At 46.8% G+C, this 24,094-nt stretch carries 22 protein-coding genes and 1 tRNA gene; 17 read left to right on the forward strand and 6 right to left on the reverse strand.

The genetic code is table 11. The features are described 5' to 3' along the window. Positions 1-74: 74 nt before the first annotated feature. Both Q9R46_RS01000 and Q9R46_RS01005 read left to right on the forward strand, forming a co-directional pair. On the forward strand, positions 75-1,037 hold the full coding sequence (locus tag Q9R46_RS01000; RefSeq protein ID WP_311278616.1) for a hypothetical protein: 963 nt from the start codon (positions 75-77) through the stop codon (positions 1,035-1,037). Positions 1,038-1,144: 107 nt separating this feature from the next. Then, positions 1,145-2,158, forward strand: a complete 1,014-nt coding sequence (locus tag Q9R46_RS01005) for an alpha/beta hydrolase (RefSeq protein WP_311278617.1) — start codon at positions 1,145-1,147, stop codon at positions 2,156-2,158. Positions 2,159-2,266: 108 nt separating this feature from the next. On the opposite strand, the gene Q9R46_RS01010 is transcribed toward Q9R46_RS01005, so the two are convergent. After that, positions 2,267-3,445 carry a MalY/PatB family protein gene (locus tag Q9R46_RS01010; protein ID WP_311278618.1) on the reverse strand — a complete coding sequence of 393 codons (1,179 nt, stop codon included), beginning with the start codon at positions 3,443-3,445 and terminating at the stop codon, positions 2,267-2,269. Between the two features lie 318 nt (positions 3,446-3,763). On the opposite strand from Q9R46_RS01010, the gene Q9R46_RS01015 reads away from it, so the two are divergent. Next, the gene (locus tag Q9R46_RS01015; protein ID WP_186331882.1) at positions 3,764-4,453 is read left to right on the forward strand and encodes a stalk domain-containing protein; all 690 of its coding nucleotides are present in this window, start codon (positions 3,764-3,766) and stop codon (positions 4,451-4,453) included. A 228-nt stretch (positions 4,454-4,681) separates the two neighbouring features. On the opposite strand, the gene Q9R46_RS01020 is transcribed toward Q9R46_RS01015, so the two are convergent. Continuing rightward, positions 4,682-6,712, reverse strand: coding sequence for a S9 family peptidase (locus Q9R46_RS01020; protein WP_311278619.1), 2,031 nt, complete (start codon positions 6,710-6,712; stop codon positions 4,682-4,684). A gap of 232 nt (positions 6,713-6,944) precedes the next feature. Here Q9R46_RS01020 and Q9R46_RS01025 point away from each other — a divergent pair, with 232 nt between their 5' ends. From Q9R46_RS01025 to Q9R46_RS01045, 5 genes are all read left to right on the forward strand, one after another. After that, complete coding sequence (locus Q9R46_RS01025; protein ID WP_311278620.1) at positions 6,945-7,505, forward strand: STM3941 family protein; 561 nt, start codon at positions 6,945-6,947, stop codon at positions 7,503-7,505. A 188-nt stretch (positions 7,506-7,693) separates the two neighbouring features. Then, positions 7,694-8,089 carry a GntR family transcriptional regulator gene (locus Q9R46_RS01030; protein ID WP_090917783.1) on the forward strand — a complete coding sequence of 132 codons (396 nt, stop codon included), beginning with the start codon at positions 7,694-7,696 and terminating at the stop codon, positions 8,087-8,089. Next, entirely contained in the window at positions 8,082-8,780 is a 699-nt protein-coding gene (locus tag Q9R46_RS01035; protein ID WP_311278621.1) for an ABC transporter ATP-binding protein, read from the forward strand. Before Q9R46_RS01030 ends, Q9R46_RS01035 begins: the two co-directional genes overlap by 8 nt. Then, positions 8,777-9,517, forward strand: coding sequence for a hypothetical protein (locus Q9R46_RS01040; protein ID WP_311278622.1), 741 nt, complete (start codon positions 8,777-8,779; stop codon positions 9,515-9,517). The genes Q9R46_RS01035 and Q9R46_RS01040 overlap by 4 nt, the downstream gene beginning before the upstream one ends. A 206-nt stretch (positions 9,518-9,723) precedes the next feature. Continuing rightward, complete coding sequence (locus Q9R46_RS01045) at positions 9,724-10,224, forward strand: LURP-one-related/scramblase family protein (RefSeq protein WP_311278623.1); 501 nt, start codon at positions 9,724-9,726, stop codon at positions 10,222-10,224. Between the two features lie 169 nt (positions 10,225-10,393). On the opposite strand, the gene Q9R46_RS01050 is transcribed toward Q9R46_RS01045, so the two are convergent. Both Q9R46_RS01050 and Q9R46_RS01055 read right to left on the reverse strand, forming a co-directional pair. Then, complete coding sequence (locus Q9R46_RS01050) at positions 10,394-11,236, reverse strand: WYL domain-containing protein (protein WP_311278624.1); 843 nt, start codon at positions 11,234-11,236, stop codon at positions 10,394-10,396. After that, the gene (locus tag Q9R46_RS01055) at positions 11,184-12,539 is read right to left on the reverse strand and encodes a helix-turn-helix transcriptional regulator (RefSeq protein WP_311278625.1); all 1,356 of its coding nucleotides are present in this window, start codon (positions 12,537-12,539) and stop codon (positions 11,184-11,186) included. Before Q9R46_RS01055 ends, Q9R46_RS01050 begins: the two co-directional genes overlap by 53 nt. Before the next feature lie 226 nt (positions 12,540-12,765). On the opposite strand from Q9R46_RS01055, the gene Q9R46_RS01060 reads away from it, so the two are divergent. From Q9R46_RS01060 to Q9R46_RS01085, 6 genes are all read left to right on the forward strand, one after another. Then, positions 12,766-12,865, forward strand: a tRNA-Asn gene (locus Q9R46_RS01060). Positions 12,866-13,050: 185 nt separating this feature from the next. After that, positions 13,051-14,544, forward strand: coding sequence for a TROVE domain-containing protein (locus Q9R46_RS01065; RefSeq protein ID WP_311278626.1), 1,494 nt, complete (start codon positions 13,051-13,053; stop codon positions 14,542-14,544). 28 nt (positions 14,545-14,572) lie between these two features. Continuing rightward, positions 14,573-15,367, forward strand: coding sequence for a nucleotidyltransferase domain-containing protein (locus Q9R46_RS01070; RefSeq protein ID WP_311278627.1), 795 nt, complete (start codon positions 14,573-14,575; stop codon positions 15,365-15,367). 77 nt (positions 15,368-15,444) lie between these two features. Further along, on the forward strand, positions 15,445-16,953 hold the full coding sequence (locus tag Q9R46_RS01075; RefSeq protein WP_311278628.1) for a methyltransferase domain-containing protein: 1,509 nt from the start codon (positions 15,445-15,447) through the stop codon (positions 16,951-16,953). Beyond that, a complete protein-coding gene (locus Q9R46_RS01080; protein ID WP_311278629.1) occupies positions 16,950-19,646 on the forward strand; it encodes a polynucleotide kinase-phosphatase in 2,697 nt (898 codons plus the stop codon). Before Q9R46_RS01075 ends, Q9R46_RS01080 begins: the two co-directional genes overlap by 4 nt. Before the next feature lie 233 nt (positions 19,647-19,879). Further along, positions 19,880-20,434 (forward strand): GNAT family N-acetyltransferase, encoded by a 555-nt coding sequence (locus Q9R46_RS01085; RefSeq protein ID WP_311278630.1) that lies wholly within the window; start codon positions 19,880-19,882, stop codon positions 20,432-20,434. 417 nt (positions 20,435-20,851) lie between these two features. Here the strand turns inward: Q9R46_RS01085 and Q9R46_RS01090 are convergent, their stop codons facing one another. Beyond that, on the reverse strand, positions 20,852-21,355 hold the full coding sequence (locus tag Q9R46_RS01090; protein ID WP_311278631.1) for an SMI1/KNR4 family protein: 504 nt from the start codon (positions 21,353-21,355) through the stop codon (positions 20,852-20,854). 248 nt (positions 21,356-21,603) lie between these two features. Between Q9R46_RS01090 and Q9R46_RS01095 the strand changes: the two genes are divergently transcribed. Together Q9R46_RS01095 and Q9R46_RS01100 are read left to right on the forward strand one after the other, a co-directional pair. Beyond that, positions 21,604-21,909 (forward strand): hypothetical protein, encoded by a 306-nt coding sequence (locus Q9R46_RS01095; RefSeq protein WP_311278632.1) that lies wholly within the window; start codon positions 21,604-21,606, stop codon positions 21,907-21,909. Positions 21,910-22,084: 175 nt separating this feature from the next. Next, positions 22,085-22,336 (forward strand): RNA-binding protein, encoded by a 252-nt coding sequence (locus Q9R46_RS01100; RefSeq protein WP_311278633.1) that lies wholly within the window; start codon positions 22,085-22,087, stop codon positions 22,334-22,336. A gap of 182 nt (positions 22,337-22,518) precedes the next feature. On the opposite strand, the gene Q9R46_RS01105 is transcribed toward Q9R46_RS01100, so the two are convergent. Then, entirely contained in the window at positions 22,519-23,439 is a 921-nt protein-coding gene (locus Q9R46_RS01105; RefSeq protein WP_090917808.1) for an AEC family transporter, read from the reverse strand. Between the two features lie 120 nt (positions 23,440-23,559). Here Q9R46_RS01105 and Q9R46_RS01110 point away from each other — a divergent pair, with 120 nt between their 5' ends. Next, positions 23,560-24,075, forward strand: a complete 516-nt coding sequence (locus Q9R46_RS01110; protein WP_311278634.1) for a mismatch-specific DNA-glycosylase — start codon at positions 23,560-23,562, stop codon at positions 24,073-24,075. Positions 24,076-24,094: the final 19 nt, after the last annotated feature.

Consider the following 24,094-nt stretch of genomic DNA (forward strand, 5'->3'; position numbering starts at 1 on the left):
AATTGAGCGTTAAATGCAGATCGAAACGTGGCGCGGGATTCCATACTAATTTGGAGAAAAAGGGGTGCAGGAGGATGAGGTATTTAAGACCGGAGAAGAGAGGATTGGTAGAGCAACTTACGTTGCCGAAGCAACCAATGGACATGTGGATGGGACATTCAAAATGGGTGCTGTATATTCAATTTTGGTTAAAGATGCTGGTTGGACATTCCCTTTTATCACGATTGAGCATGATGTTTGTTATAACATTCAGCATTGGAATGATGTGGAGTACAGCAACGGCTCATGGCGAGGGGATTGAGCTGAATGTCACCGCGCAGAAAGCCTGGAACACGGTATTGAATAAGGCGGATGCATCAACCAAACGTTCTTTACAGCAGTCGTACGAAAGTGCCGGGAAATGGATTTCCCAGAAAGAGACGTGGGAACAAAAGGCCAAGCAACTACATACAGCGAGCGCTGCTGAGTTGGTGCAACTTCGAAAGGCGATCAGTAATACCGATGGAGCGAAACTGGCGGCTCTTCAGAAGGCAGTGGAACTTACGCAGGCACGATACGAACCCTTATTCAAACTGTATAGCTCACTGAACAAACAATTGTCTGCTGCCAAAGCTCTCCAGAGCAAAGAGTGGAGTTCGGCCATTCGTACACAGGCTGACACGCTAAAACCCTTGGTGCAATTGGCACGTGAGGATATTCGTACAAAGAAATTGAGCCTTGCTGAAGCACGGAAGCGGAAAAATAATGAGGTGAAGCGGCTGCGAACGATGTTGAATGGCACAAATGCTGTAAAAAAGCAGATTCAAACGGCCAAGAAACAAGTCAGTTTGTCCAGAGAACGGTATTCGGATGCGCTTCGGAACTTCAAACAATCTCTGAAAAAAGGTGAACCTGTACGTGTATTAAGTACTCTGAATGCTTTGGTTTCTTCGGCTGAGAGATGGACGGTTGCGAGCGAACATGTTCATACATTAGAGCAAAAGGTGTCTGCGATCTACGTTAAAGTAAGCAAAGAGATTCACAACAGACCCCAATGAAGGAGCCTGATCCTGCAAGAAAATTGCATAAGAGAAACTTGATTTTTTCTGGCGCGTACACCTCTATAACAGAACCATTCATCGAACATGAAGCGAGGTGCAGGGCGGTGCAGACAGAGACCAAAACGGGTTTGAAACGAAAGCGTTACTGGATTCCCATCAGTTTATTGCTTCTGATTATCGGTGTTGTAGGGATGGGCTCACAATTCACACCCAGAATAACAGTCTTTTTGCTAAAGACAGGGATTGGGGTGTTTACTACAAAGGAAAGCGACAAGGAATCGTTTATTTCGGAAGGGATAACTCGTGTTACCGATGTGGCCTATGCAGATGGAGGGCGAAGCAACAGTAAGCTGGACATTTATTATCCTTCTGCAACAACCGAACCCTTGCCAGTCATTTTGTGGGTTCATGGCGGCGGTTGGGTTATGGGTGATAAAAAAGACATAGCCGATTATGCGGTGCAGTTAAGCAAACGTGGTCATGTGGTGGTCAGCATGAATTATGCACTTGCGCCGAATACGACATACCCTGTGCCCGTGGTGCAAACCATTCAAGCTCTAACATTTATCAGAGATCATGTAAGTGAATATCAGGGTGATCCGAGCAACCTGTTTCTTGCCGGTAATTCGGCTGGTGCCCAGATTGCTAGTCAGACTGCGGCACTGCTTACGAATCCCAATCTGGCAAAACAAATGAATATAACGCCATCAGTGGAGTCTGAACAGCTAAGAGGAACACTTTTGTTCTGTGGGCCTTATCATTTGCATACTGTCGAGAGCACAGGCTTTCCATTTATGCGAACGTTCCTCTGGTCATATACGGGAAACAAAGCATACGAAAATGATCCACATCTGGACGAAATGTCAACGGTACTTCAGGCTACAGCCGCGTTTCCACCATCATTTATTACTTCTGGTAATGATGATCCTTTGACCGTACAATCAATTGAACTCGCGGAAGTGCTGAAGCGGCAGGGGGTCACGACAGAAACGTTATTTTTTCAATCATCTCCGGAGAAGCTGGGACATGATTACCAGTTCGATCTGGGAAGTGAAGCAGCACAGCAGGCGCTACAGGCATCCGTGCAATTTATTCAGGCTCATAAAAAAGAAAACTGAAGATACAAAAATTCAAGTTGAAATAGCCATTGTAGAAAAAGAGGATGTCACAGCGCTTCACCATGAAAAAAGAACCATGACATGACGACTGGGACACCCTCTATTTATTTATCTATTTGCCAGAACTAATAATCTGCGCATAGCTTCTTCAACTGTTGCACGTGGACAGGCTACGTTGATGCGCATGAATCCGGCATATTCTTTGCCGAATACAACCCCGCTATTGAATGCGAGTCCTGCCTCATGAAGAAGTTTCTTGCTTAATTGCGCATGAGTCAACCCTAATTCCCGGAAATCAACCCATAACAAATAGGTGGCTTCAGGAAGGTATACACGTATACCTGGCAGATGCGATGCAACGAATTGCTGCACGTACTCCATATTGCCCCGAATGTAGGCAAGACACTGATCAAGCCAGTCTTCGCCACCGTTATACGCCGCCTCGGTTGCTACGGCTCCCAGTGTGCTGATACTGGACAACCCCATGGTACGCACGCCTTTGGCGAACTGTTCCCGCAATTCGGCATCAGGAATGATAATGTTTGATGAACTTAATCCGGGGATATTAAACGTTTTGCTCGGTGCTGTGCAGATGATGCTACGATCTGCGATTGCTTCTGAGATCAGACTTAGCGGCGTATGCGTTCCACGTTCATACACCAGATCAGCATGGATCTCATCCGATACGACGAGCACATTATATTTCAGACACAGGGATGCAAGAGCCTCCAGTTCCTCACGACACCATACTCGTCCAACCGGATTGTGAGGACTGCACAGAATCAGCATTTTGACCTTTCCATTCTGGAAACTTCTCTCCAAATGATTCAGATCCATGCTGTATTTTCCATGTTCTACGATCAGTGGATTCGTAATGAGTTCCCGCCCTTGATCTCTCACGACATCATAGAAGGGAGGGTATACGGGGGTCTGGATGACTACTGCATCTCCTGGTGAAGTAAATTGTTGTACCGCTATACTGAGCGCAGGTACGATGCCTGGCGTGAATACGATCCAATCTGCATTGATTTTCCAGTTGTGACGGCGTTGCATCCAGTCTGTGACGGCTGCATGATAGGTCTCGGTTCGCAGGGTGTAACCAAAGATGCCATGCTCTACCCGGGCCTGTAATGCTTCAATAACAGCAGGGGGAGCGGCAAAATCCATGTCGGCTACCCACATGGGAAGTGCATCCGCTACACCAAATAACGGTTCAAGCCCGTCCCATTTCTCGGAACCGGTAGATAATCGGTCAATCCGTGTATCAAACAAATGTTGATTTGTCATCTCAAAGAAGTCCTCCCTGGTTCATTCATTCGTTGTTAGGTCCTATAAACAAGACATCATTATCTAATACATCTTGTATTTTCGCAACTTCTAAACCATTTTTATATGACCCAAGTCCTGATTTATCGAGATATCGTTTACAACCTGCCATCAAGTACTTATGATATGGCTAACATGAATGGGGAGTTGAAGGTTTATTTATACAACTCATTGTTATATGAACTGAATTCATCCGAACGATATCTTTTATCACCCGGTTATTCAACTCAATATGTATTACTCAAACTTAATTATACTGAACTTTGGAGGCGAAGGAACATGAAAAATAAAAAGTGGCTGATTGCAGCAGGCGTATTTGGTATGGTGTTAACGGGATCAGCAGGTGTTTACGCAGGCACGCAACTGGAAACGATCAAAGCTTATCTGAATCACGGACTTGCCATCGAAGTAAACGGACAAAAATTTACACCGACAGGTGATCAGGGCAAAAAACTGGCGCCCATTACGTATCAAGGCAGTACATACCTTCCGGCTCGCTCCATTGCGGAAGCTTTAAATACAGAAGTGAAATATGACGCCAAAAATAATAAGGTAAGCATAGGTGCTTCAAGCTCATCAGGAGGGTCTGCATCTACTGGCGGCGGTCAATCCTCATCTCCATCGACAGGTACGAACACACAAGCTTCAGGCGTGAAATCCAAGTACTTGCCAGCAGATTTCCCATTGCCTAAAGATGCAAAAGCGACCAGCCTGATTGAGAATGTTGTAGATGGAAACAAAAAGGTAGTGCTGATTTATACATCCAAGGAGAGCCTGAGTACTCTCGCTTCATCCTACAAAAACTATTATCAGAATAAAAACCTGACTCAAAACAGTGAGGATATTCAAGCTGACGAATTCAGCATTTTAGGTCGTGAGGAAGGCAAGTACGCTGTAACGATTACAGGTAACGCATCTTCAAGCGATAAGGATTTGAATGAAGTGACGGTCATCTGGGGAGAAGAATAAGCAAATTCGTATGCTGTCTGATTCTTAAAAAAAGCAAGCCGATATGCCTGTAATGATTCGTGATTACAGGCATATCGGCTGTTTTTGTTCGATGCACAAGGTATCCGGTTGCGAAATTGGAGTATAACCTGCGGCTATCCGAATTTTTGTAATCACTGAATTGATCCAAAAGATCCAAATGAATTAAATGATCCATGTAAAAGCCTTTCGTTCAACTTCCATGGGAGTTTACAGATATTCGTTGAACCACTGGGCGATATGCTCTAAACGTCGTACCCTTAGATGTGGATTACCGGAGCGAGATAGTTCATGGTTTGCCCCAGGGAAACGAACGAGCCGGGTGGTCTGCTTGCGTCGTTTCAACGCAACATATAATTGTTCAGCTTGCTCAATGGGACAGCGGAGATCCTGTTCGCCGTGAAGAATAAGCAGTGGTGTTTGCACATTGCCGACATAAGCAAGCGGAGAATGTTTCCACAGTTTTTCCGTGTCCTCCCATGCATTACCGCCAATCTGATCTTCTGTAAAGAAATATCCGATATCACTGACGCCGTAGAATGACAACCAGTTGCAGATGGAACGCTGGGTAACAGCGGCTTTGAAGCGGTTCGTATGTCCCACGATCCAGTTCGTCATGAACCCGCCATAGCTACCGCCAGTTACGCCCAGTCTGGATGGGTCAATAAAGGCATAGTGGGACAAAGCATAATCTACAGACTCCATCAGGTCTCGGTAATCCCCTCCGCCGTAATCTTCCCGACAGGCATTCACGAATTGTTGACCGTAACCTAGCCCTCCACGCGGATTGATATACATAACAGCATATCCTTGAGCGACAAGGAACTGGAACTCATGCATAAAAGTATAACCATACATCATATGCGGGCCGCCATGAATTTCAAGAATCGTCGGAACCTTGACCCCCTGAGCGACACCATGAGGTTTCATGATCCAACCTTGTAGCTGTAGCCCATCCGACGAGTCAAACCAGAAAGTCTCCGGCGTACTAAGCCAAATATCCTGTTCTAGCTGCGGGTTACTGTTCGTGAGACGGATAGGCCGGGTTCCGGGGTCTCCCGGTTGTTCGTACAGATACAAGTCACCGGGCTGTTGCGTATTCGCAACAGCCGCGACGATCTGGCCCTGCGCCAGCTCCGCAAACTGATAGATCTCGCACTCATCTCGCAAAAGGTAATCGGCACCACTTCCATCTAATGCAAATCTAGCGATACGCACGCTGCCATGTATCGTAGCTAGACACAGAATGGAAGAGCCATCCTGTGAATATAGCGGACCTGTCGTGACGAGGTGGGAGCGCATATCACCAACAAGGCTGTGGTTCAACTGTACATCCCAATCTGCACTCAGGCATTCAGGTGTTCCACCCGATATCGGGAGTGTATACAGCTTCACTAGGGTAGCATTGCCGTAAGAGCGGTCACTGGCGAGCAGGGCGATTGATTGCGCGTCAGGTGCATAATTAAGCCGATAGAAGGTATATCCTTCCGGGGTTAATTGCTGTATGTCTGACCCATCAGGGCTCGCTGTATACACATGATTGGTCAACGTAAAGTCGCTATGATTCGCATCTTCTTCGGGCATTTCGGTGATCCAGGCGATACGTTTTCCATCCGGAGACCAGGCATAATCCCCGATATCATAGTGACCTGTCGTTACAGGTATAGCCTCTGCGCTGATTGGCGCGATAATATAGAGATGGGAACGTCTTCCATTCCATATTCCGCCGCCATCAGATTTCATGCGAATTCGGTCCACGATGATTTCTTGAGGCAGTGAACTTTCTTTGTTATCTTCGCCGCTACCTTCCGCGGACGCTGAATCCGGTTTCTCATCTATATTTGCATTCATTTCCACAGAAGACTTTACAAGCAGAGTCCCGCCATCCGGTGCCCATAAGAAGGAACTGACGCCATGTTGCAGGTGGCTGATCTGCTGCGCTTCTCCGCCATCCGAAGCCATGAGCCATATCTGGGAGTTTCCATGCACTTCGCGTATAAAAGCGAGCTGTGTCCCATCCGGTGACCAAGCTGGGGAATGATCATTTTCTCCGGAAGTGAAAGGTCTGTCCTTCCGGCTATGCAGATGAAGTAGTCTTAGGTGTGAGTGGTAACCATCATGTTTTTCATTCACTTGCCGACTAACATACACCAGATGTCCGCCTTGGGGAGACGGGACTGGATCATTAACCCATGTAAGCTGGTACAAATCTTCCGATGTCATGCCACGTTGCTCGTTCATCGCTTGTCCTCCCACATATTCTGATTGGATAATTTCCTAAGCTTTCCATTTATATTAACGGAAAGACAAGTACAGGACAACAACCTCCCGAATGGAAAGACGTTAAGTTTTTTTTACAAGGAAGGAATAAACGCAGAGGGAATGTTTAGGATTAGGCCGAATGGTTTAATGTACAATGCTATTCCTGTTTTGAACTGCACATGATTTAGTCACAAGGAGGAGGAAGTTACGCTTGAATACATCTTATGAACAGCATGTGGAATATCCGAGCAGGAAACGAATGGCCTGGATTACGGCAGGGGCAGCGCTTTTTGTGAGTGCCGGATTCTTTCTGATGTTTGACCGATCTTCAGGTGCAGGTGCTTCCATCATATCCAGTGTTCTTGGTCTGTTATCTGTCCTCTTCTTTGGCATATGTTTCTTCTACAGCCTGGTAAAGATGATCCGAAAAGAACCTTCCTTTGTCATCAATGAACAGGGGTTTGTCGATTCTTCTTCTTATACCTCAGGCGGGGCAGTAGCCTGGAGGGAAATTGAACATATGTTTATGTACGAGCTGATGGGGCAAAAAATGATTGGGGTTAAACTGCAGGATGAGAAAGCATTTATGGAGCGTCATAACGGGATGAAGCGCAAGCTGATGACGGCAAATAGCCATATGGTGGATGCAACCATCAGTATTGCGCAAAGCAGTATCACTTTGCCGATCGACGAACTGTACCTTATGATGATGAATCATTGGCAGCATGGTAAGGGAGGCAGAATACATGTTTTGAACAGGAGGAAGCAATAAAGAGTTGGGGAAATAGGCCTCCTAATCCGTAATAGCCTTTTTCAATTAACATATAAGCTTAGAGGGCAGGTCTTTGAGACCTGTTTTTTTTATTGCGCTCGGATGATGCTTCAAAACGGGCTTTACAATACTAAATCACTAGTGTACTATGTAACCAACACACCAATACAGAAAGGAGCGAAAACATCGTGCCTATCGAATTTGATAATAATTTACCGATCTATCTGCAGATCATGCAATATATCAAACGACAGATTGTAACCGGAGCCCTCAAGGCAGGGGATAAAATTCCTTCGGTTCGTGAACTGGCTGCCGAACTGCAGATTAATCCAAATACAGTACAGCGTACGTTCCAGGAGCTGGAGCGTGAAGAAGTGGTTGAGACGAAGCGGGGTTTGGGCAGATATGTGACAAGTGAGGAGAGGAAAATCATGATGATCAAGAAAGAAATGGCCGGCGAATTGCTGGATCGTTTCCTGACCGGAATGCAAGAGCTTGGAATCGAAGAACAGGATATTGTGTCCATCGTGACGGATGCTTTGGCAGAAGGTAGTCAGGGGAAAGGGGAGAAGACACATGAGTAACATTCTTGAACTTAATCAGGTCAACAAGACATATGGGCGTAAACAGGCGTTACACAATGTCTCCCTGAATATTGCTCCAGGACGAATTGTAGGTCTTCTTGGTAGCAACGGCAGTGGAAAGAGTACACTGATGAAACTGGTCGCAGGTTTGCTACATCCCGCTAGCGGTAGCATTCAGGTTACTGGCAAGCCAATCGGTCTGGAGACAAAATCACTCGTTTCATTCATGCCGGATCGTCCGTTAACCGAGAAGTGGATGAAAGTGCGGGATGCGATCGCGTACTACCGCGATTTTTATGCTGATTTTGATGAAGAAAAGGCACGAGAGATGCTGGAGTTTATGAATCTTGCCGAGGATGAGCGTGTCAGTCATCTATCTAAAGGTATGAATGAACGGCTGCAGTTAACAATGGCACTGTCTCGCAAGGCTCGGTTATATTTGCTGGATGAGCCGATCGGCGGCGTTGACCCGGTAGCCAGAGGCAAAATTCTGGATGCGATCGTTAAATTTTACGACGAAGACAGCAGCCTGATTATTTCCACACATCTGGTAAATGATATTGAACGCATTTTTGATGAAGTGGTCTTTATTCGTGAAGGCAAGGTAGTTATGCATGAGGAAGTCGAGACAATCAGGCTGAAGCATGGAAAAAGTGTGGATGAGATGTTCAAGGAGGTCTATGCAGAATGATGACATTGTTGAAGTATGATTTTAGAAGAAGCTGGAACACCCTGCTGGCAGGACTGGTCATCCTGATTATTGTTCAACTGGGTCTGATGGTATTTGTGTCGTCCGGTGTTACTGCAAATGTGTTAGGCATCATGGCATACGTCGGAGCGGGAGTAGCCATCTATGTGAAGACGATAAAAACCTACGCTGCCAACATCCGCTCCTACAATCGTCGTCTGATCCCGGTCACGGGTCTGTCTCATGTGTTATCACCTATCATTTTTGGTACAATTTGCGGCCTGGGCTTGCTGCTGATAGGCCTCCTCCACGCTTACCTTTACATTACGATGAAGCTGGGGCTTGATCTGTCTGAATATATCGGTGTCAACATAAGTGTAGCTGAGATATGGAGTACTTTGTTTTTTGCAGGTTGGATTGTTCTGTTTATGACGATCATGATCTTTTTCTCCATCAGCGTGGCTGGAACGTTCCGCTGGAAAACAGGCCCATGGATCGGGATTGTAACGTTCATTGTTCTGATTAACCTGCTTAGCTGGTTGGAAAATGTTATTTTTTCAGGAAAGTTCAGTCCGAATGATCTGTTTCAGTTCACCGAAGAAAGCACGGGCATCTCATTTTCAGCTAACGGTGTCATATGGGCGGATGGACGGTGGGGGACCACGGTGTTTGAAATGGCACTGGCCGCGCTCCTCGTATGGGGGATAATCTATATGAACACAAAAAAAGTGGAAGTCTGATCCCTTCTTTAGCAAAAGAAAACAAGATGGATATAACGGGTGGCGGAGCTGCTCGTTTTTTCTTTTGGCAGAAATGATGGGATATATGCACCCTATTCCAGTTTGAATACGTAAATTTATGTATAATAACTGCGAATGGGTAATTGAAGATAGATTCGCCTGATGAGCCTCTTTAGACATTACAACATCGGGAAGGGGAGAGCGATATGCAATTGTACTTCAGAGATAACTTTTTCAACGCCGGATATACCGAAATTTTGAATGCCGATCAGGAGCGGGCAGGACACCTGGATTTGAAAAGTGTATTTGGATCATCACTTGATGTATCGGATGAAAATGGTCTGGTCTGCAGCGGCAAATTCCGCATGTTGACCAATCGCTGGGACGTGACCGCATCAGATGGCACACATCTGGGGTTGCTGAGAGCAAGATTCAGCTTTTTTAGCAAAAAGTATGAGTACGATGCGGGCTCACGTGGCATCTATGATGTATCTGCCCCGGCATTTTCGCAGGAATATGATGTAACTGACGGGGTGGGCCGTGTCGTAGTAAGCTTCCGCCGTACCAGTGGTTGGTTTAGCTCAGGGGCATTTGTGCTGGATAATCAGTCAGAGCATCTAGACACGTATGAGTTGGTTGCTGTGGTCATGGGCGTGCACGCCATTAACAAAAGACGAAGAGCAGCCAGTAGTAGCAGTGCTACGTAGATCGGAAATTAAGGACGAAATGAAGTGATTGATCTGTTCCAGACCGAAGGAGTAACGGTCAGGTCAATCGCATCCTAATCGCATTTCGTCCTTTTTGCTGTATATCTTTCGTCATATCGGATGAAATTGCCTAGTTGTTGAGCCAATTGTTCTAGAGCTACTTTCTACGCTAATCACCTTGGGCAGCCGTTTCATGGCCCAGCTGTTTGGACTCGGAGTCCGCATATCGTGCCAGTACCTTGGCAGCAGTCTCGGACATGCGCTCCTGCAGAGCCGAATGATCGATGATGCGAACACGTTTACCGAGAAAACGCATCTTGGACAACACGTAATCGACCTCGTTTCGCGGAACCGTCAGCAGAATACGGTATACATGGTTCGCTTCGTTATATTTAACCTCTCTCTCAAAGCAAGAGAAGGCATAGAGAATACGGGACAACTCCGCATTGAACTCAGGTAAAACCTCGATCGTGATCGTCGTTTTACGTTTCTCCGTGATCAGGGCGATGCTCGCTTTGTAGCGTGATGCGGCCTCCGGTTTAATGGATCTGGGCTCCAGCTTCGTAATGCTATGCAGTTTGGTGGACATTAGTCTGGCAAAGTGCGGGGCATACCAGAGCACATACCATTCCTTTTTGACCATGGAATATTCCAGCTTATACGGGAACCCGAACTGCTCCTGGCTTGTGCGTCCGTTACGGATACGACCAGTCATTTGAAACCCCTCACCGTTCAGGATCATCTGCCGTAACGGCCTCAGCAGGGGATGAGAGACACTGCTCTCTTCACTTTTTGCTTTTTCCGTGAGGTAATCTTGCAGATTCAAGTGCTTTTCCCCGTCCAGCATATGGTTTAATTTGGTCAACGTCGCCGGGTTTAGCGCTTCTTGTGCAGCCGGATGTTCGATCATCATACGGAGCCAGGCTCGTTCCTGCGAAGTCCAGGTGAACAGTCCGGTTTCATTCAGTCTCGTCATGATCTGGTAGTTGAACATCTTCTCGAACAGGTTCATAATACGCCGCAATCTCCTTCCATTCTTCGATCATTTCCTCACGCAGCTTACGCGGAGCCAGAATCTCACAGCTTGAGCCAAAACTGCGTAGCCAAGGTTTGATCTCTGTTGTACCGTTGACCTGAATCTCATACAAAAAGCTATGATCCGTTTCGGGTGTAATGGTTCCCCATTGTCCCTGTAGCCGGACGCGATCCAGAATAAAGTTGCGCTGACCATCTCCCGGGTGGAAAAAGCGTGCTTGCACCGTCACGGTGCGGCCAGTATCAACAAGCCAGCTGTACCGGCTGATGTCGGCCCATTCTCTTTTCAAAGCCAGCATATGCTCTTCTTCAATAGGTTGAAGCTCCTCCAGCTGGGTAATGCCCTCCATCCGAAACTTCATGAATCTCCGCCGACTCTGATAACCGATGACATACCAGCGCCCGTACTGGTGATCGTAAACGACTTCAATCGGGATGATCCGATTGGAGCTTCCGCCAGCTTCGCGTTCGAATTTCGGGTTCGTATTTTGCGAGCTATAGCTGGACGGTTTCTTCGGCGAAAAATACTGGAACTGCACTCGTTTGCGTTGCCGAATTGCCCCAAGCAGGGGGTACAGATGAGCCTCGTCCAGAATGCGTGAATAATAATGATACTTATAAATATATGGCTCCGTCGCTTCTTCTTGCGGATAACTGGCTTTAATTACTTTTTTCATACTATCCCGCAATAGATATCCTTGCACCGATGGAACCTGTGTGTTCGCCATCATATCAACGAAGTCGTATAACTCCAGCTGTTCTTCCGGGGTGAGCCGTGTCAGCACATCCTGCTGTAACGAATAACGATAAGGACGTCCGCCCGGCTCTTTACGAACGACACCCACTTCCTCCAAATACTTCAGATCCGAACGGATTGTTTTCTCATCCGGCAGGGCCAGTTCTTCCGGCAAATCGGCGCAGCAGGCATCCAGTAATTCCATCGCGGTCAGCGCGGAGTCTTGAAGGGTATGTAAAATGACGGACAAGCGCTCCACTTCGGTTTCTTTCATGGATTTGGCGCGAAAAAGAAATAGTAGCAGCGGCTCGGCAGACTCGCCGTACTGGAAACGGGCAAGGTCGGCCATCTCTGAGCCCATTTCACTGTCTGTGTGCTGATCGGTCAGGCTCTGGCGAATGTCACGCAGCTTGCGCTGTGTTTTATCAAAGGTATGTACAGAAATGCCAAGTCGTTTGGCATACTGCTGACGGTTATATGCGCCACGGGTCAGAGACAGCATCCGCAGAAACTGAATCTCTTTATCAAAGCTTTCTTTAGCCATAGCTCTCACTCCTGATTGGACTGTGATCTTTGTATTGTATCAAGATAAACGTCTGCTTTCATGGCAAAGTTGCTATATCTCGCTTAAATCCATATCATTTCAATTCAACTTACTACCATTCACTTCCCTCCAAGTTACTGCAACTCACTCTAATTCACGGCAAGTCGCCATACTTTCACCATGTTCGTGGTTGAGGGTTTCCATGCATAATAAGGATGTGAAGCGGGGCGGTGAAGAAGCCCGGCTGATCTGATTTCCGAGGCGCCTGGGAGGGTTACTTCGACTGTTAATCGACCAGGTCGTTGGTTCGAATCCAATCGCCGCCGGTTATGGCGGTGTAGCTCAGCGGTAGAGCAGGTAAAACCTTCCCCCTTTTTCCTCGGAAAGTTCTATAAGAAACGTTAACCAACAACGTTAGATTCAGAAGCTATTACCCAAAGCGTTTATGAAGATAATCAAATGTATCGCATAGATGAAGCACAGCATTTTACCCGAAGGGAGGTTACGTGTGATGAGTAGAGCCAAATCATTATTTAATACACCTCAATCTGTAGTACATAATCATGATGGATATGTAGCTTATGAGCGATTGGTCGAGGAACAATATATACAGATGTTGACGACGAATACGCTGAACAATACGTTTTATGCGGATGAGCAACAGCTGATGCAAGAAGCGGGGAGCAGCCATCAGGAGATGGCGGAACTGGATGCAAACTTCATGGCGAAGGCTTTGGTATATGCTCGGAATGAAGGCTTCATGCGGCTACAGCCTTTGTATGGGCTGGCAGTATTGTCCAAGATTAATCCGGAACAGTTCGCACAGGTTTTCTCTCATGTGGTGAAGACGCCAGCGGATCTGGCCGATTTTCTGACGATCCTTAGAGGAAGCGGGCGGGGAGAGGGAGGACGTGCAGTGAAGCGTCAAGTCAATCAGTTTCTGAACGAAATCAGCGAATACTGGGCGATCAAATATAATGGACGAGGGCGTGGGTACAGTCTGGGCGATATGATCGTCACCGCACATCCCAAGCCGAAGGATGAGAGGCAACAAGCCTTATTCCGTTATTTGCGGGGACATGAGACCAGTCTGGTGGACCTTCCGCAACTGCAGGCACTGGAGAAACTGAAAACGACACGTAACCCTGCCAGTCAGCTCCACCAGATTGAAAAAGGGAAACTGCCGTATTCGGTCGTGACCTCGATCCTTCAGCCAACGCGTCCGATTTGGGAAGCTTTGATGCTCCAGATGCCGATGTTTGCGCTCCTGCGTCACTTAAATGCGATGGATCGTGCCGGAGTTTTTGCCAAAAAGAAAAATATCGTTTACGTCACACGTCGTCTGACGGATGTCGAGGCACTGCGTCAATCGCGGATTTTGCCTTTTCGCTTCGTCAAAGCGTATGAGATGGTGGAGCGGCCAGAATTCCGGGAGGCGTTGCAACAGGCCGTAGAGCTGTCCGTGCACAATCTGCCACGATTGCCGGGAAGAACAGCTATTTTTCTCGATCGCTCAGGCTCTATGCAGGGAGACTACTTACGTATCGGTTCCGTGCTTGCACTGGCGCTATACAAACAAACGCAGGGCAACTCCTTGTTCTGGTTGTTCGATCAACAGGTCGAAGATGCCCGCCCCAAGCTGGACGAGGGTATTCTGGCGCAGGCTAATCGGATTCGTGCACAAGGCGGAACCGATACGGGAAGACCTGTCCGAGAGCTAAGAGAATCTCAAGAGATGGTGGATCGCATCATTATGATTACGGATGAGCAGCAGAATGAAGGAAGTCCATTTTATGCCGAGTTAGAACGATATCGACGCGCCATGAATCCGGGGCTGCAGGCATTCATTGTAGATATTACCCCTTACCGGCAGGCCATGGTTCCGCCGCGGGATGGTCAGACTTTTTACATCTATGGCTGGAGTGAGGCAGTATTGACATATATTGCAGAAACCGCAACCGGATATGAGACGATTGCGGAGCGTGTGCGAAAAATAACACTTTAAATCAAGGCAGAGAGAGGGGATCGCAGATATGACTGATGTAGATCAGGCGATGAGAGACATCATCGCGAGGCAACTCGCGCAGATCGAGCAGGAGGAGCAAGTTCGCATTATCTATGCCTGTGAGTCAGGCAGTCGGGCATGGGGATTTCCTTCGCAAGACAGTGACTACGATGTGCGTTTTATTTATGTCAGACCTTTGGAGTGGTATCTGTCGATTGAAGACCAACGTGATGTGATTGAACGTCCGATCAGCGACCAGCTGGATATTAACGGATGGGATATACGCAAAGCGTTGAAGCTGTTTCGCAAGTCTAACCCGCCGCTGCTGGAGTGGTTACAGTCCCCGATTCAATATGATGAGCAGTATAGCGTAGCTGAGCAGATTCGGAGTCTGTCACCGCTGACGTTTTCACCGAAGTCATGTATGTACCATTACCTGAACATGGCTAGGGGAAACTTCCGTGATTACTTGCAGGGCGAGCAGGTGAAGATCAAAAAATACTTTTATGTGTTGCGCCCGTTGCTGGCCTGTGGCTGGATTGAACGTTATGAAACCATGCCGCCGATGGCTTTTGACAAACTCGTTGAGACCTTGGTCCCAGCGGACACATCCCTGTATACGGAAATTCATGATCTGCTACGCCGGAAGAAAGCCGGAGACGAACTGGATATGGAGCCGCAACTTCCGGCCATTCAAGCGTACATTACGGCTCAAATTGCACATGTAGAGCAACTGGCTACGGAGATTCAAGGACAAGCGACTGTGGAGATTGAGGTCTTAAATCGGATATTTCAATCAGCTGTACAGGAAGTTTGGCAATAAATAAATAAATAAATGAATGAATGAATGGGATTAGAACTCACAAAATGGGTTGAAGATCAATGAAAGGAGGAGAAGATATGCATTTGATTCTAAAAGCAAGTGGAGTGAACGCAGGGGTCGTATCCCACCTGCTCGCCAAAAATCCGAATAATGTGTATGACCGGACAGATAAAGGTGTGCGTGTTCGGATGGTTTACACCAAAGCGAGTGAGGAAGAGACGGAGGTGTTGATTCATGCCGAGCCTGATCCGGTCGATCTCGTTAGAGGCACGCCGGATGGATATGATATCACACAATACATCAATGACCGGGAGTTTGTGACCAGCAGTTTATTCTGCTCTTACATACGGAATGCGCTGGGCACAGCTCTAAATGGCAAACCGAAGGAAGACTATGTGCAGTGGGTGGATCATGCTTTTGAATTGGAACTGAAGTTTGGCCCGGTTGCCTCTGATCTGCCTGACCGTGTGGTGGAGGAGCTGTTCTCCTGTTTGGGATATGACATTACGGTGGAACGGGGAGAGTCGGCGTATTCGTTTGACCTGAAAAATAGAAGTACGGTTCGTCACATCACCCTGCGAGGTAAACAAACGGTACAACAGGCTTTACGTCAGCTATTTCTGCTGATTCCCGTGCTGGATAACTACAAGCATTATTTCATCAGTGAGGATGAGATTGATAAAATCAACCGTTACGGTGAGGGCTGGTTAGATGTCCATCCGCTTAAGGGACTTATCGTTAGGCGTACGCTTCATTTTGCCGAACTGATTCGGACGTATGAACGTCAGCATGGCGCGTTGGATGATCGGCCTTCACGATTAGAACAACAAGCTGAGGAAGCAGAAGGTGATCTGAAAAAAACATTAAAATCGGAGTCGGCAATATCCAGGCATGAGGATAAGAATCCGAATGCAGACAAAGTTCAGGCCACAAGTGCAGATCGAGCTGATGACTCGTCCGAAATACCTGTACGATTAAATGATTTACGTTACCGAGCGATCACAGACATTGTGGCTTCGTTACCTGAAAAACGCCGTATTGTGGACATGGGGGCAGGTGAGGGAAAGCTGTCTGCACGTCTCGCTTATATCTTGGGAGTGGAATCAATTCTTGCTGTTGAGCCATCGGGTCAATCACGTTTGCGGGCGATGGAACGTTTCGCCAAAATGCAGGATCGGGCAGGGGTTCAGGCTATGCCGGAGCCGATGCTTGGTTCTCTGTTTTATTTTGACGAGCAGTTACAGCATCAGGATGTCATGATCCTATGTGAAGTGATTGAGCATATTGAGGCATATCGTCTGAATGGCATTATGGAAACGATTCTGAAGGAGTATCGGCCGCAAGTGCTACTGGTTACTACTCCGAATAAGGAATATAACGAAGTGTATGCGATGGAGCAAGAACAGTTCCGTCACCATGATCACCGTTTCGAATGGACACGGGAGGAATTCAATGGCCGATGTGCGGAGTGGGCAGAGAAAGGCAATTATGATTACGAGATCAGGGGCATTGGTGAGGAAAAGGAAGGCTACGGACAGCCGACACAACTGGCGATGTTCACACGGGGAAAGGAGGAGCATGTATGAGAAACGAAAGGCAGAAAGGTGCGGGTGATCACCATCGTTCGCGCTACGGAACAGATGGAGTGCAACGGCAAATCGAAAGCGATACGCAGGATAGACAGCGAGAGATCCGACTGCCGCATGCAGGCATCGTAGTGCTGATTGGCCCTTCAAACAGTGGAAAGAGTACGCTGCTTGCAGAACTTGTGGAAAAGGATATCATCCGCGCTACCGAGGTCGTCTCGTCCGATCAGTTCCGCATGCTGGTTGGGGACGACGAGTATGTGGAATGGAGGCATCGGCCTCGTAGTGAAGCGGATGTGCTGTATGCAGCGTATCAGCAAGTATCCGCCAAAGCATTTGAAGCGATGGAAGTGATGCTCGCCACACGTTGCCGTCTGAACAAGCTGACCTGGGTGGATGCGACTCATCTGTATCCCGAAGATCGCGGACGATTAGTGGAGTTGGCACGCAAATCCCATGTCCCCGTTATCGCGGTAGTGCTGGATGTACCAGAGCATGTATTAGTTGAACGTGATGAACAGCGTAAGCATCCGCGCGGTCGTCAACGCGTAAAACAACAGGCACAGCAATTCAAGCGTACGCTACGTGCGATCCGTGATGAAGGGTTCGATGCCAGTTATGTGCTGAAGCATCCATATCCTGTGACCTTTGTACGCACAACGAATCCGTTGATGTTAGACATGGGAACGGGAATTGATATCATTGGTGATATCCACGGTTGCTATGATGAAATGATGGAAGTTATTCAACGTCTGGGATACGTCGCTGAACAGGAAGATGGCCTGATGCACCATCCCGAAGGACGGAAGCTCGTTTCTGTCGGGGATGTAAGCAGCCGTGGACCGGAATCGTTAAAATGTTTGCTTTTCTGGCAACAACACTGTGCCTCCGGTCTTGCTTATATGGTTGACAGTAACCATGGCTGGAAAATTGCACGTTATCTGGACGGCCGTGATGTCACCTTAAGTCACGGGGATGAACGGGTGGAAGCTGAATTGCTTCAGCTTGAACAGGAGCGAGGTAGTGAAGAAGCCGCAAGGGTACGGGAATCGTTGAAGCATTTTCTGCTGAATGCACCTGCTCATCTGGTGTTTAAACGGAATGAGGTAAGACAAGTGGTCGTCGCCCATGCGGGGATACGGGATCATTTTATCGGCAAGCAGTCGAAACGCATTCAGGATTACTGCCGCTATGGAGATGTGGAAGGAACGGATGAGAAGGGTCGGCCCGTACGTAAAGACTGGTACGTGGATCATACGTCCGGTGAATGCATTGTCTGGGGGCATGATCCAAGGCCATATCCTACAATTGTCAATGATACGGTGAATATCGATCAGGGGGTTGTGTTTGGTGGTATGCTCACGGCGTGGAGAATGCCGGAACGGGAGAGTGTTAGCGTACCGGCGAAGCAAGACTATGCCCAAGATGCAGACAGTCCGTTGAAACGCTGGAATCAGCAACGGTTTGCACCGCCCAACATCCGCAAGTTCAAGGACGGTTTTACTGTTCAGACGGGTTCGCGGCTGAATGTCGCTGTGCAGGGAGAAGTGGCGCAGACGGCACTGGATACCTTTTCTCATTTTACGGTGCCACTGGAGGAACTCGTCTATATCCCGCCAACGATGAGTCCGCCGCCGGGTGAATGTTCGGTAGAAGGTTATATGGAGCATCCGAGAGATGCGTTCCGTTATTATCGTTCTCAGGGCGTGACCCGCATGGTAGCAGAGAAAAAACATATGGGTAGCCGAGCGATACTGCTTCTGTTCCGCGACGAACAGGCTGCATCGCAGCGAGTAGGCAGACCGATGTTGGGGAGCATCGTGACCCGTACAGGCCGATCCTTTTTTGACCCCGAGACAGAACAGAAGGTGCTCATCAGATTACATGCGGACTTGACCGCAAGTGGTTATTTCGAACGGTATTCCACCGAATTTGTGTTGCTGGATGCAGAGATTGTACCTTGGAACCTGAAAGCGCGGGAGCTTATTGCATCTCAATATGCGCATGTCGCCGAGGCAGCGCAAATGGATCGCAGCATTGTGATGGACAAAATTCGCGAGGCTATGAGCGCAGGCCGCCACGTCGCGGACTGGTTACAGGAAACAGAGATTAAACTGGCGAACGCGCAGACATTCCGGAATGTGTTCCAATATTATTGCTGGGACGTGCAGGATATTGCAGACATTCGCATTGCACCGTTTCATACGCTGGCTCACAGTACGGGAACCTTCTGGGAGCATACACATGAGTGGCATATGCAACAAAACCGTGAGCTGGCTCAGTTGTCGCCGCTGATGATGGAGACGGAATATCGGATCATAACGGATGAGACGGATGAGGAAGAGGTCATTGGCTGGTGGGAGGAACTGACGGCCGAGGGACATGAGGGGATCGTCATCAAACCGGAGACATTCCGGAGCTGGAATGGGAACAAAATGATGCAGCCTGCGCTCAAAGTCAGAGGACGTGCCTATTTGCATATCATTTACGGCATGGATTATTTGACTCCCGAGCATGTGTCCCGTCTTCGCAAACGTAAAACGTCCAAAAAGGAGCGGCATGCACTGTTTGAAAGTGCTCTAGGCATGGAAGGGGTTGAACGTTTCGTGCGGGGAGAATCCATAGAGCGGATTCATGAGTGTGTGCTTGCCTCTTTATCGCTGGAATCGGAACGCGTAGACCCGCGTTTATAGAGTAACATGGCTCATAGACGAGCTTGAAAAGGAATGTAATTGGATGATTTACCATCCTGTTACATTCCTTTTTTGCGTTGTTCCGTTTTAACGGTACATACCGTTTGTTCTTCGCTTTCTTTCTTTGTTTGGTGAAGCCTGGTGTTGATGTTTTTGTATAAATAGCACCTTTGCATGCACCGATAGTAATGGTGAGTTTTCCAATAAAAGGACTCAGAAAGGAAGCGAAGAAAATGTTTAAACGCGTAGAAAATGAATTGGAGTTTGCCATGTTCAACGGAATATGGACAACAGTTTGGAACGAGAAAGGTTTTGAGTTTGAGTTCTCAGAGGTGTTTCTGGAAAGATATGTGGTCGTTACGGAGGAAGGTCATTATGTAGGTTCAATTGAAATCAAACCTTATGCCAAAGAGAGTTCCATGAACGAAATTGGCCCCTTTCTGGGGCACCCAGTGATTCAGGCAGAAATGGGGCACATTGCAGAGATCGATAAACTGGCTATTTTGTCCACCTTTCGGGGGCGATATGTTGCTGATTTATTATCTGCGATCGTTCATTATGCAGAGAAACACCAGATTAGTTATTATGCCATGTTACTAGAGCCGGTGCTGATGAGAGCCTTGCGTATCTCTTACCATGTGCCGATCCAGAAAGTCGGGGGAAGAGTATTTTATAAGGGAGAGGATGTGATTCCGTCTATTGTGAACGCTCGGGAAGTATATATGAATAAGGAACGGTTTACATGGCTCATTGACCCAAGACATAATGTGATAAAAAAATACAAATAACTTCATATAACAACATTAATTCGACAATTTATAACTAATGTATAATCTCATTGGAGTCGCTATTTCAGCGACTTTTTTCGGTATTGGACATTTTTTCCATGTAATTAATTGAACTGGCCGGATCAGTTGTTTAAGACCTAAGTGCTTATCTAATATATAACTTTATGATAGGTTAGAAAAAGAATGAGTAAAAGGGGAATATGAGTTCTCAATGAGAAAAAAGACTATATCTTGGATGCTTATATTGTAAAATACAAGTGCAGAAGTATGATCAGGAGTTCAGGATGATTCATGAACACTAAAAAACTTGCGTGAAAATCAGGCTATTAAGCTAACTTAATCTACACATAAGTAAAATAAAAAGGGCATTACTGAGGCTGCAATATAATGCTTGTCGCCTTAGTAATGCTCAGAAGTTTAAAATATATATCGATCTGTCTTCCAATACCAAAACTTTGATCCTTGAGAGACTATGAAGCGTTCCAGCCAAGTTTCAAAATCAGTATTAAATGAGCCTGAATACTCAACAGGATTCATACTCTCGCAAAGCAATAGATAATTTTGGTTTCCAGATTGATACAGGTCTAAGTCAATTATAATTCGATCATCTTGAATGTTGGCTACTACGATCTTACGATCCGCCGGTTCGTTGTAATGTATAATATCTTGGACCGAAAATAAAGTAATCTCTCCACCATATTCAGGATGTTCAAACAAAGATGCACCATTACAAAACTGAAGAAAGTTTATATAGTCTGGGGGCAATGTGGTCGAAAAGAAAGTGTTAAGATCATTTATTTTATCTTCAGGCGCACCTGGTTTAAATTTGTTGACTGCGGTTTCTATCCCTGTACGATTTAAGATCGTAATGTGACCTTCATTTTGATCAGATACCTTTTTAAAATCACTAAACAACTTCATTTAGAGCAGCACTCCTCAGAATAAACTTACTCTACAGTGAAATATAGTAAAGTTGGTTTATTATAACATACTAGTAACCAGTGAACCAAGGACTTACAATGGACTCGTGTACTCTTGCTGGGATAGGTATATTAGTACCACCAAGGTTACGAGGTCTAACATGATGAGTATGTGTCACATTTCCAGACCAGTTCCACCCATTGTTAGGATATAATTCGCTGTATTTCTTTATATATTCATAGCGATCATTGGAATCCCAACTCACAGAGGCTGTTCTTGCCCAGTCCGCTCTTGCAGGCTGTGACCTGACGCAATGTATTCCGCCGAAGTCCAAAAATCATCTGTATATGGAACAGGTATCCGTACGTGTAAAAAATGCTTTGGCGAAGCTAGACGATGACCCTAATCTATCTGACGATGGGCGGAAAATACTGGTACGCAGTCTGCGCAAGCTTGAGCATATGGAACAATATATTTTTAACACGGCACATATGAAGAAAATATATGGTGATGTTTTTGTTGAACGATTTTTCAGTAGCCTGGAATCAAATTAGTTGCATGGTATGATGAAAATGGAGGCCTAAGGGCCTCTTTTTTTGTAGGAAAGATGGGATGTTTGAATCAGCCGAATAAACCAAAGCCCTATATCTAATCTTATTATTCTAGGTAATAATTATAAGAGGAGTGAATAGCATTGGAATCTCACTACGTAACGAGGGGGTAACCTGCATGGCGTCATTGATTTTGCTGGTGAAACAGACGGAGGACGATGAAAAGGTTATTTATCGATTCGGACCGAATGAGCGGAAGATGGGACTTATTGAGATGAACAAGATCAAGGAAAGTGTGAAGGAACTAGAGCCTGTGCAAGTGGATGGAGTCAGTCCCAGCTTTTTTTTCAATCGGGCAGCTCAGTGGCTGGTACGATGTTTATTTAGAGAAGGCGGCAAGTTTCCAGACCGAACCACGGTTGAATCTTAGTCTAACGTAGGCCTTCTAATGAAGAAGACTGAACATACCATGGGGAGAGCATCAGGCAACACCTGAATAGGTGCATTTAGGTAAATTATAGAAGAAGTCCAGGTACAGCGGTGATTCGTTGCACTTGGACTTCTTTGTATTAGATATACGTTTGATTAGGGATGTGAGATTACGTTAATGATTTAGAATGTTTTGGCATATGAAATCAGTGCCGTAATCGTAATAATGTTAAGTAGCGTGGAGATCAGCACCGTCTGAGCCGCAAAATCGGGTTCGTTGTCATATTCCTCGGCGAGAATGGAAGAGTTGACCCCGGTAGGCATGCCTGATGCGATAATGAGGGCCTGAGCCGCTATGCCTTCAAGCCCGAGTAGTAGCACAATGCTGATCCCGATTGCCGGGCCAATCAGCAGGCGTAAAAATGTGCTAATATACACATCAAGACGATATAAACGAATCGGGTATTTCACGATTTGTGCCCCGAGTGTCAGCAGTGCAACGGCAACCATACTTTGCTGTGCGTAGGTGAGTGGCATGGACAGAAATGTAGGTAAAGGCAGCTTCCACGCCTGAAACAAAATGCCTAATAGTAGCGCATAAGGTACTGGCATTTTCAGAAAGCCGATAATTACCGCACGGTAGTTGCCCTTTAGCTTCGCGCCTTGGATCGACAAAACACCATAAGTGAAGGTGAGCAGAGACTGCAAGGACATGACCAGTGCCTGAATGGATGAGGCAAGCGGGTCACCCCGGAATACCAGTGCGTTAATCGGCAGACCGTAGTTGCCTGCGTTATCCAGCATGATACTATTGTTAAAAGCGGCTTTCATGCCTTTGTTCATGCGGAACGAGCGGGATACCACAGAGCCTATAATATAGAGAATGAGTACATAGATCGCGTAAAAAAGCGTAACCGTACCAAGCAGCTCACCGGACATATTTGAGTGATACATGCTCATAAAGACGGCTGCGGGGGTAATACAATAGAAATTGATTTTGGCGAGGGTGTACAAGTCCAGCTTGAACACCTTTTGCATCCAGGACCCGACAGCAATCAGGAGAAAGACGGGCAGGACGACTTCTAACATGATGTCTGCAATCATTGGTTCAGCTTCCTTTTTCATGAAAATTTCAGTTCTTTACGGAAAACACTTCGATCATTATATCATTTTATACACAGCTGCAATGGCATTTGATCAAAAAAGTTCAGGAGGTGCCACCCTATGATCCCGGATCATCTGGATATTGGCTTATCGATTTTGTTTATTGGCTTCAATCCCAGCATTACCTCAGGAGAGACGGGTCATCATTATGCGTATAAAGGCAATCGCTTCTGGCGCATTCTGGAGCGTTCCGGGCTGACGCCGCGTTTATATGATGCAACAGAGGATGGTGAACTATTGAAGCTGGGATATGGGTTCACCAATATCGTAGCCCGTCCAACGAAAGGCATTGAGGATATTACGAAGGAAGAGTATGCGGAGGGGCGCGAGATTTTGCGGGAAAAGCTGAAGACATTCAGGCCGGATATCGCTTGTTTTGTCGGCAAAGGCGTATATACCCAGTACAGCAAACGCTCCAAAGTAGAATGGGGATTTCAAGACGACCCGGTTGTGAAAGAAATTCAGGAGTTCGTTGCGCCTTCGTCCAGTGGACTTGTACGCATGTCGATGGATGAAATTGTGGCAATCTATGCCCAGCTTGGGGATTTTGTGGCCGAGAAGAACGGCGGAGAATAGGAAAAATCGGCGTACTTCA

The sequence above is a fragment of the Paenibacillus sp. RRE4 genome (genome assembly GCF_031844205.1).
GTDB lineage: Bacteria > Bacillota > Bacilli > Paenibacillales > Paenibacillaceae > Paenibacillus > Paenibacillus xylanexedens_B.

Bases quoted from the DNA above. Each gene is read 5' to 3' on its own strand.
- Q9R46_RS01055 (WP_311278625.1), bottom strand. From the start codon at position 12,539: ATGGCTAAAGAAAGCTTTGATAAAGAGATTCAGTTTCTGCGGATGCTG.
- Q9R46_RS01065 (WP_311278626.1), top strand. From the start codon at position 13,051: ATGAGTAGAGCCAAATCATTATTTAATACACCTCAATCTGTAGTACAT.
- Q9R46_RS01020 (WP_311278619.1), bottom strand. From the start codon at position 6,712: ATGAACGAGCAACGTGGCATGACATCGGAAGATTTGTACCAGCTTACA.
- Q9R46_RS01045 (WP_311278623.1), top strand. From the start codon at position 9,724: ATGCAATTGTACTTCAGAGATAACTTTTTCAACGCCGGATATACCGAA.
- Q9R46_RS01110 (WP_311278634.1), top strand. From the start codon at position 23,560: ATGATCCCGGATCATCTGGATATTGGCTTATCGATTTTGTTTATTGGC.
- Q9R46_RS01090 (WP_311278631.1), bottom strand. From the start codon at position 21,355: ATGAAGTTGTTTAGTGATTTTAAAAAGGTATCTGATCAAAATGAAGGT.
- Q9R46_RS01000 (WP_311278616.1), top strand. From the start codon at position 75: ATGAGGTATTTAAGACCGGAGAAGAGAGGATTGGTAGAGCAACTTACG.
- Q9R46_RS01085 (WP_311278630.1), top strand. From the start codon at position 19,880: ATGTTTAAACGCGTAGAAAATGAATTGGAGTTTGCCATGTTCAACGGA.
- Q9R46_RS01040 (WP_311278622.1), top strand. From the start codon at position 8,777: ATGATGACATTGTTGAAGTATGATTTTAGAAGAAGCTGGAACACCCTG.
- Q9R46_RS01015 (WP_186331882.1), top strand. From the start codon at position 3,764: ATGAAAAATAAAAAGTGGCTGATTGCAGCAGGCGTATTTGGTATGGTG.
- Q9R46_RS01035 (WP_311278621.1), top strand. From the start codon at position 8,082: ATGAGTAACATTCTTGAACTTAATCAGGTCAACAAGACATATGGGCGT.
- Q9R46_RS01100 (WP_311278633.1), top strand. From the start codon at position 22,085: ATGGCGTCATTGATTTTGCTGGTGAAACAGACGGAGGACGATGAAAAG.
- Q9R46_RS01010 (WP_311278618.1), bottom strand. From the start codon at position 3,445: ATGACAAATCAACATTTGTTTGATACACGGATTGACCGATTATCTACC.
- Q9R46_RS01075 (WP_311278628.1), top strand. From the start codon at position 15,445: ATGCATTTGATTCTAAAAGCAAGTGGAGTGAACGCAGGGGTCGTATCC.
- Q9R46_RS01105 (WP_090917808.1), bottom strand. From the start codon at position 23,439: ATGATTGCAGACATCATGTTAGAAGTCGTCCTGCCCGTCTTTCTCCTG.
- Q9R46_RS01050 (WP_311278624.1), bottom strand. From the start codon at position 11,236: ATGAACCTGTTCGAGAAGATGTTCAACTACCAGATCATGACGAGACTG.
- Q9R46_RS01080 (WP_311278629.1), top strand. From the start codon at position 16,950: ATGAGAAACGAAAGGCAGAAAGGTGCGGGTGATCACCATCGTTCGCGC.
- Q9R46_RS01070 (WP_311278627.1), top strand. From the start codon at position 14,573: ATGACTGATGTAGATCAGGCGATGAGAGACATCATCGCGAGGCAACTC.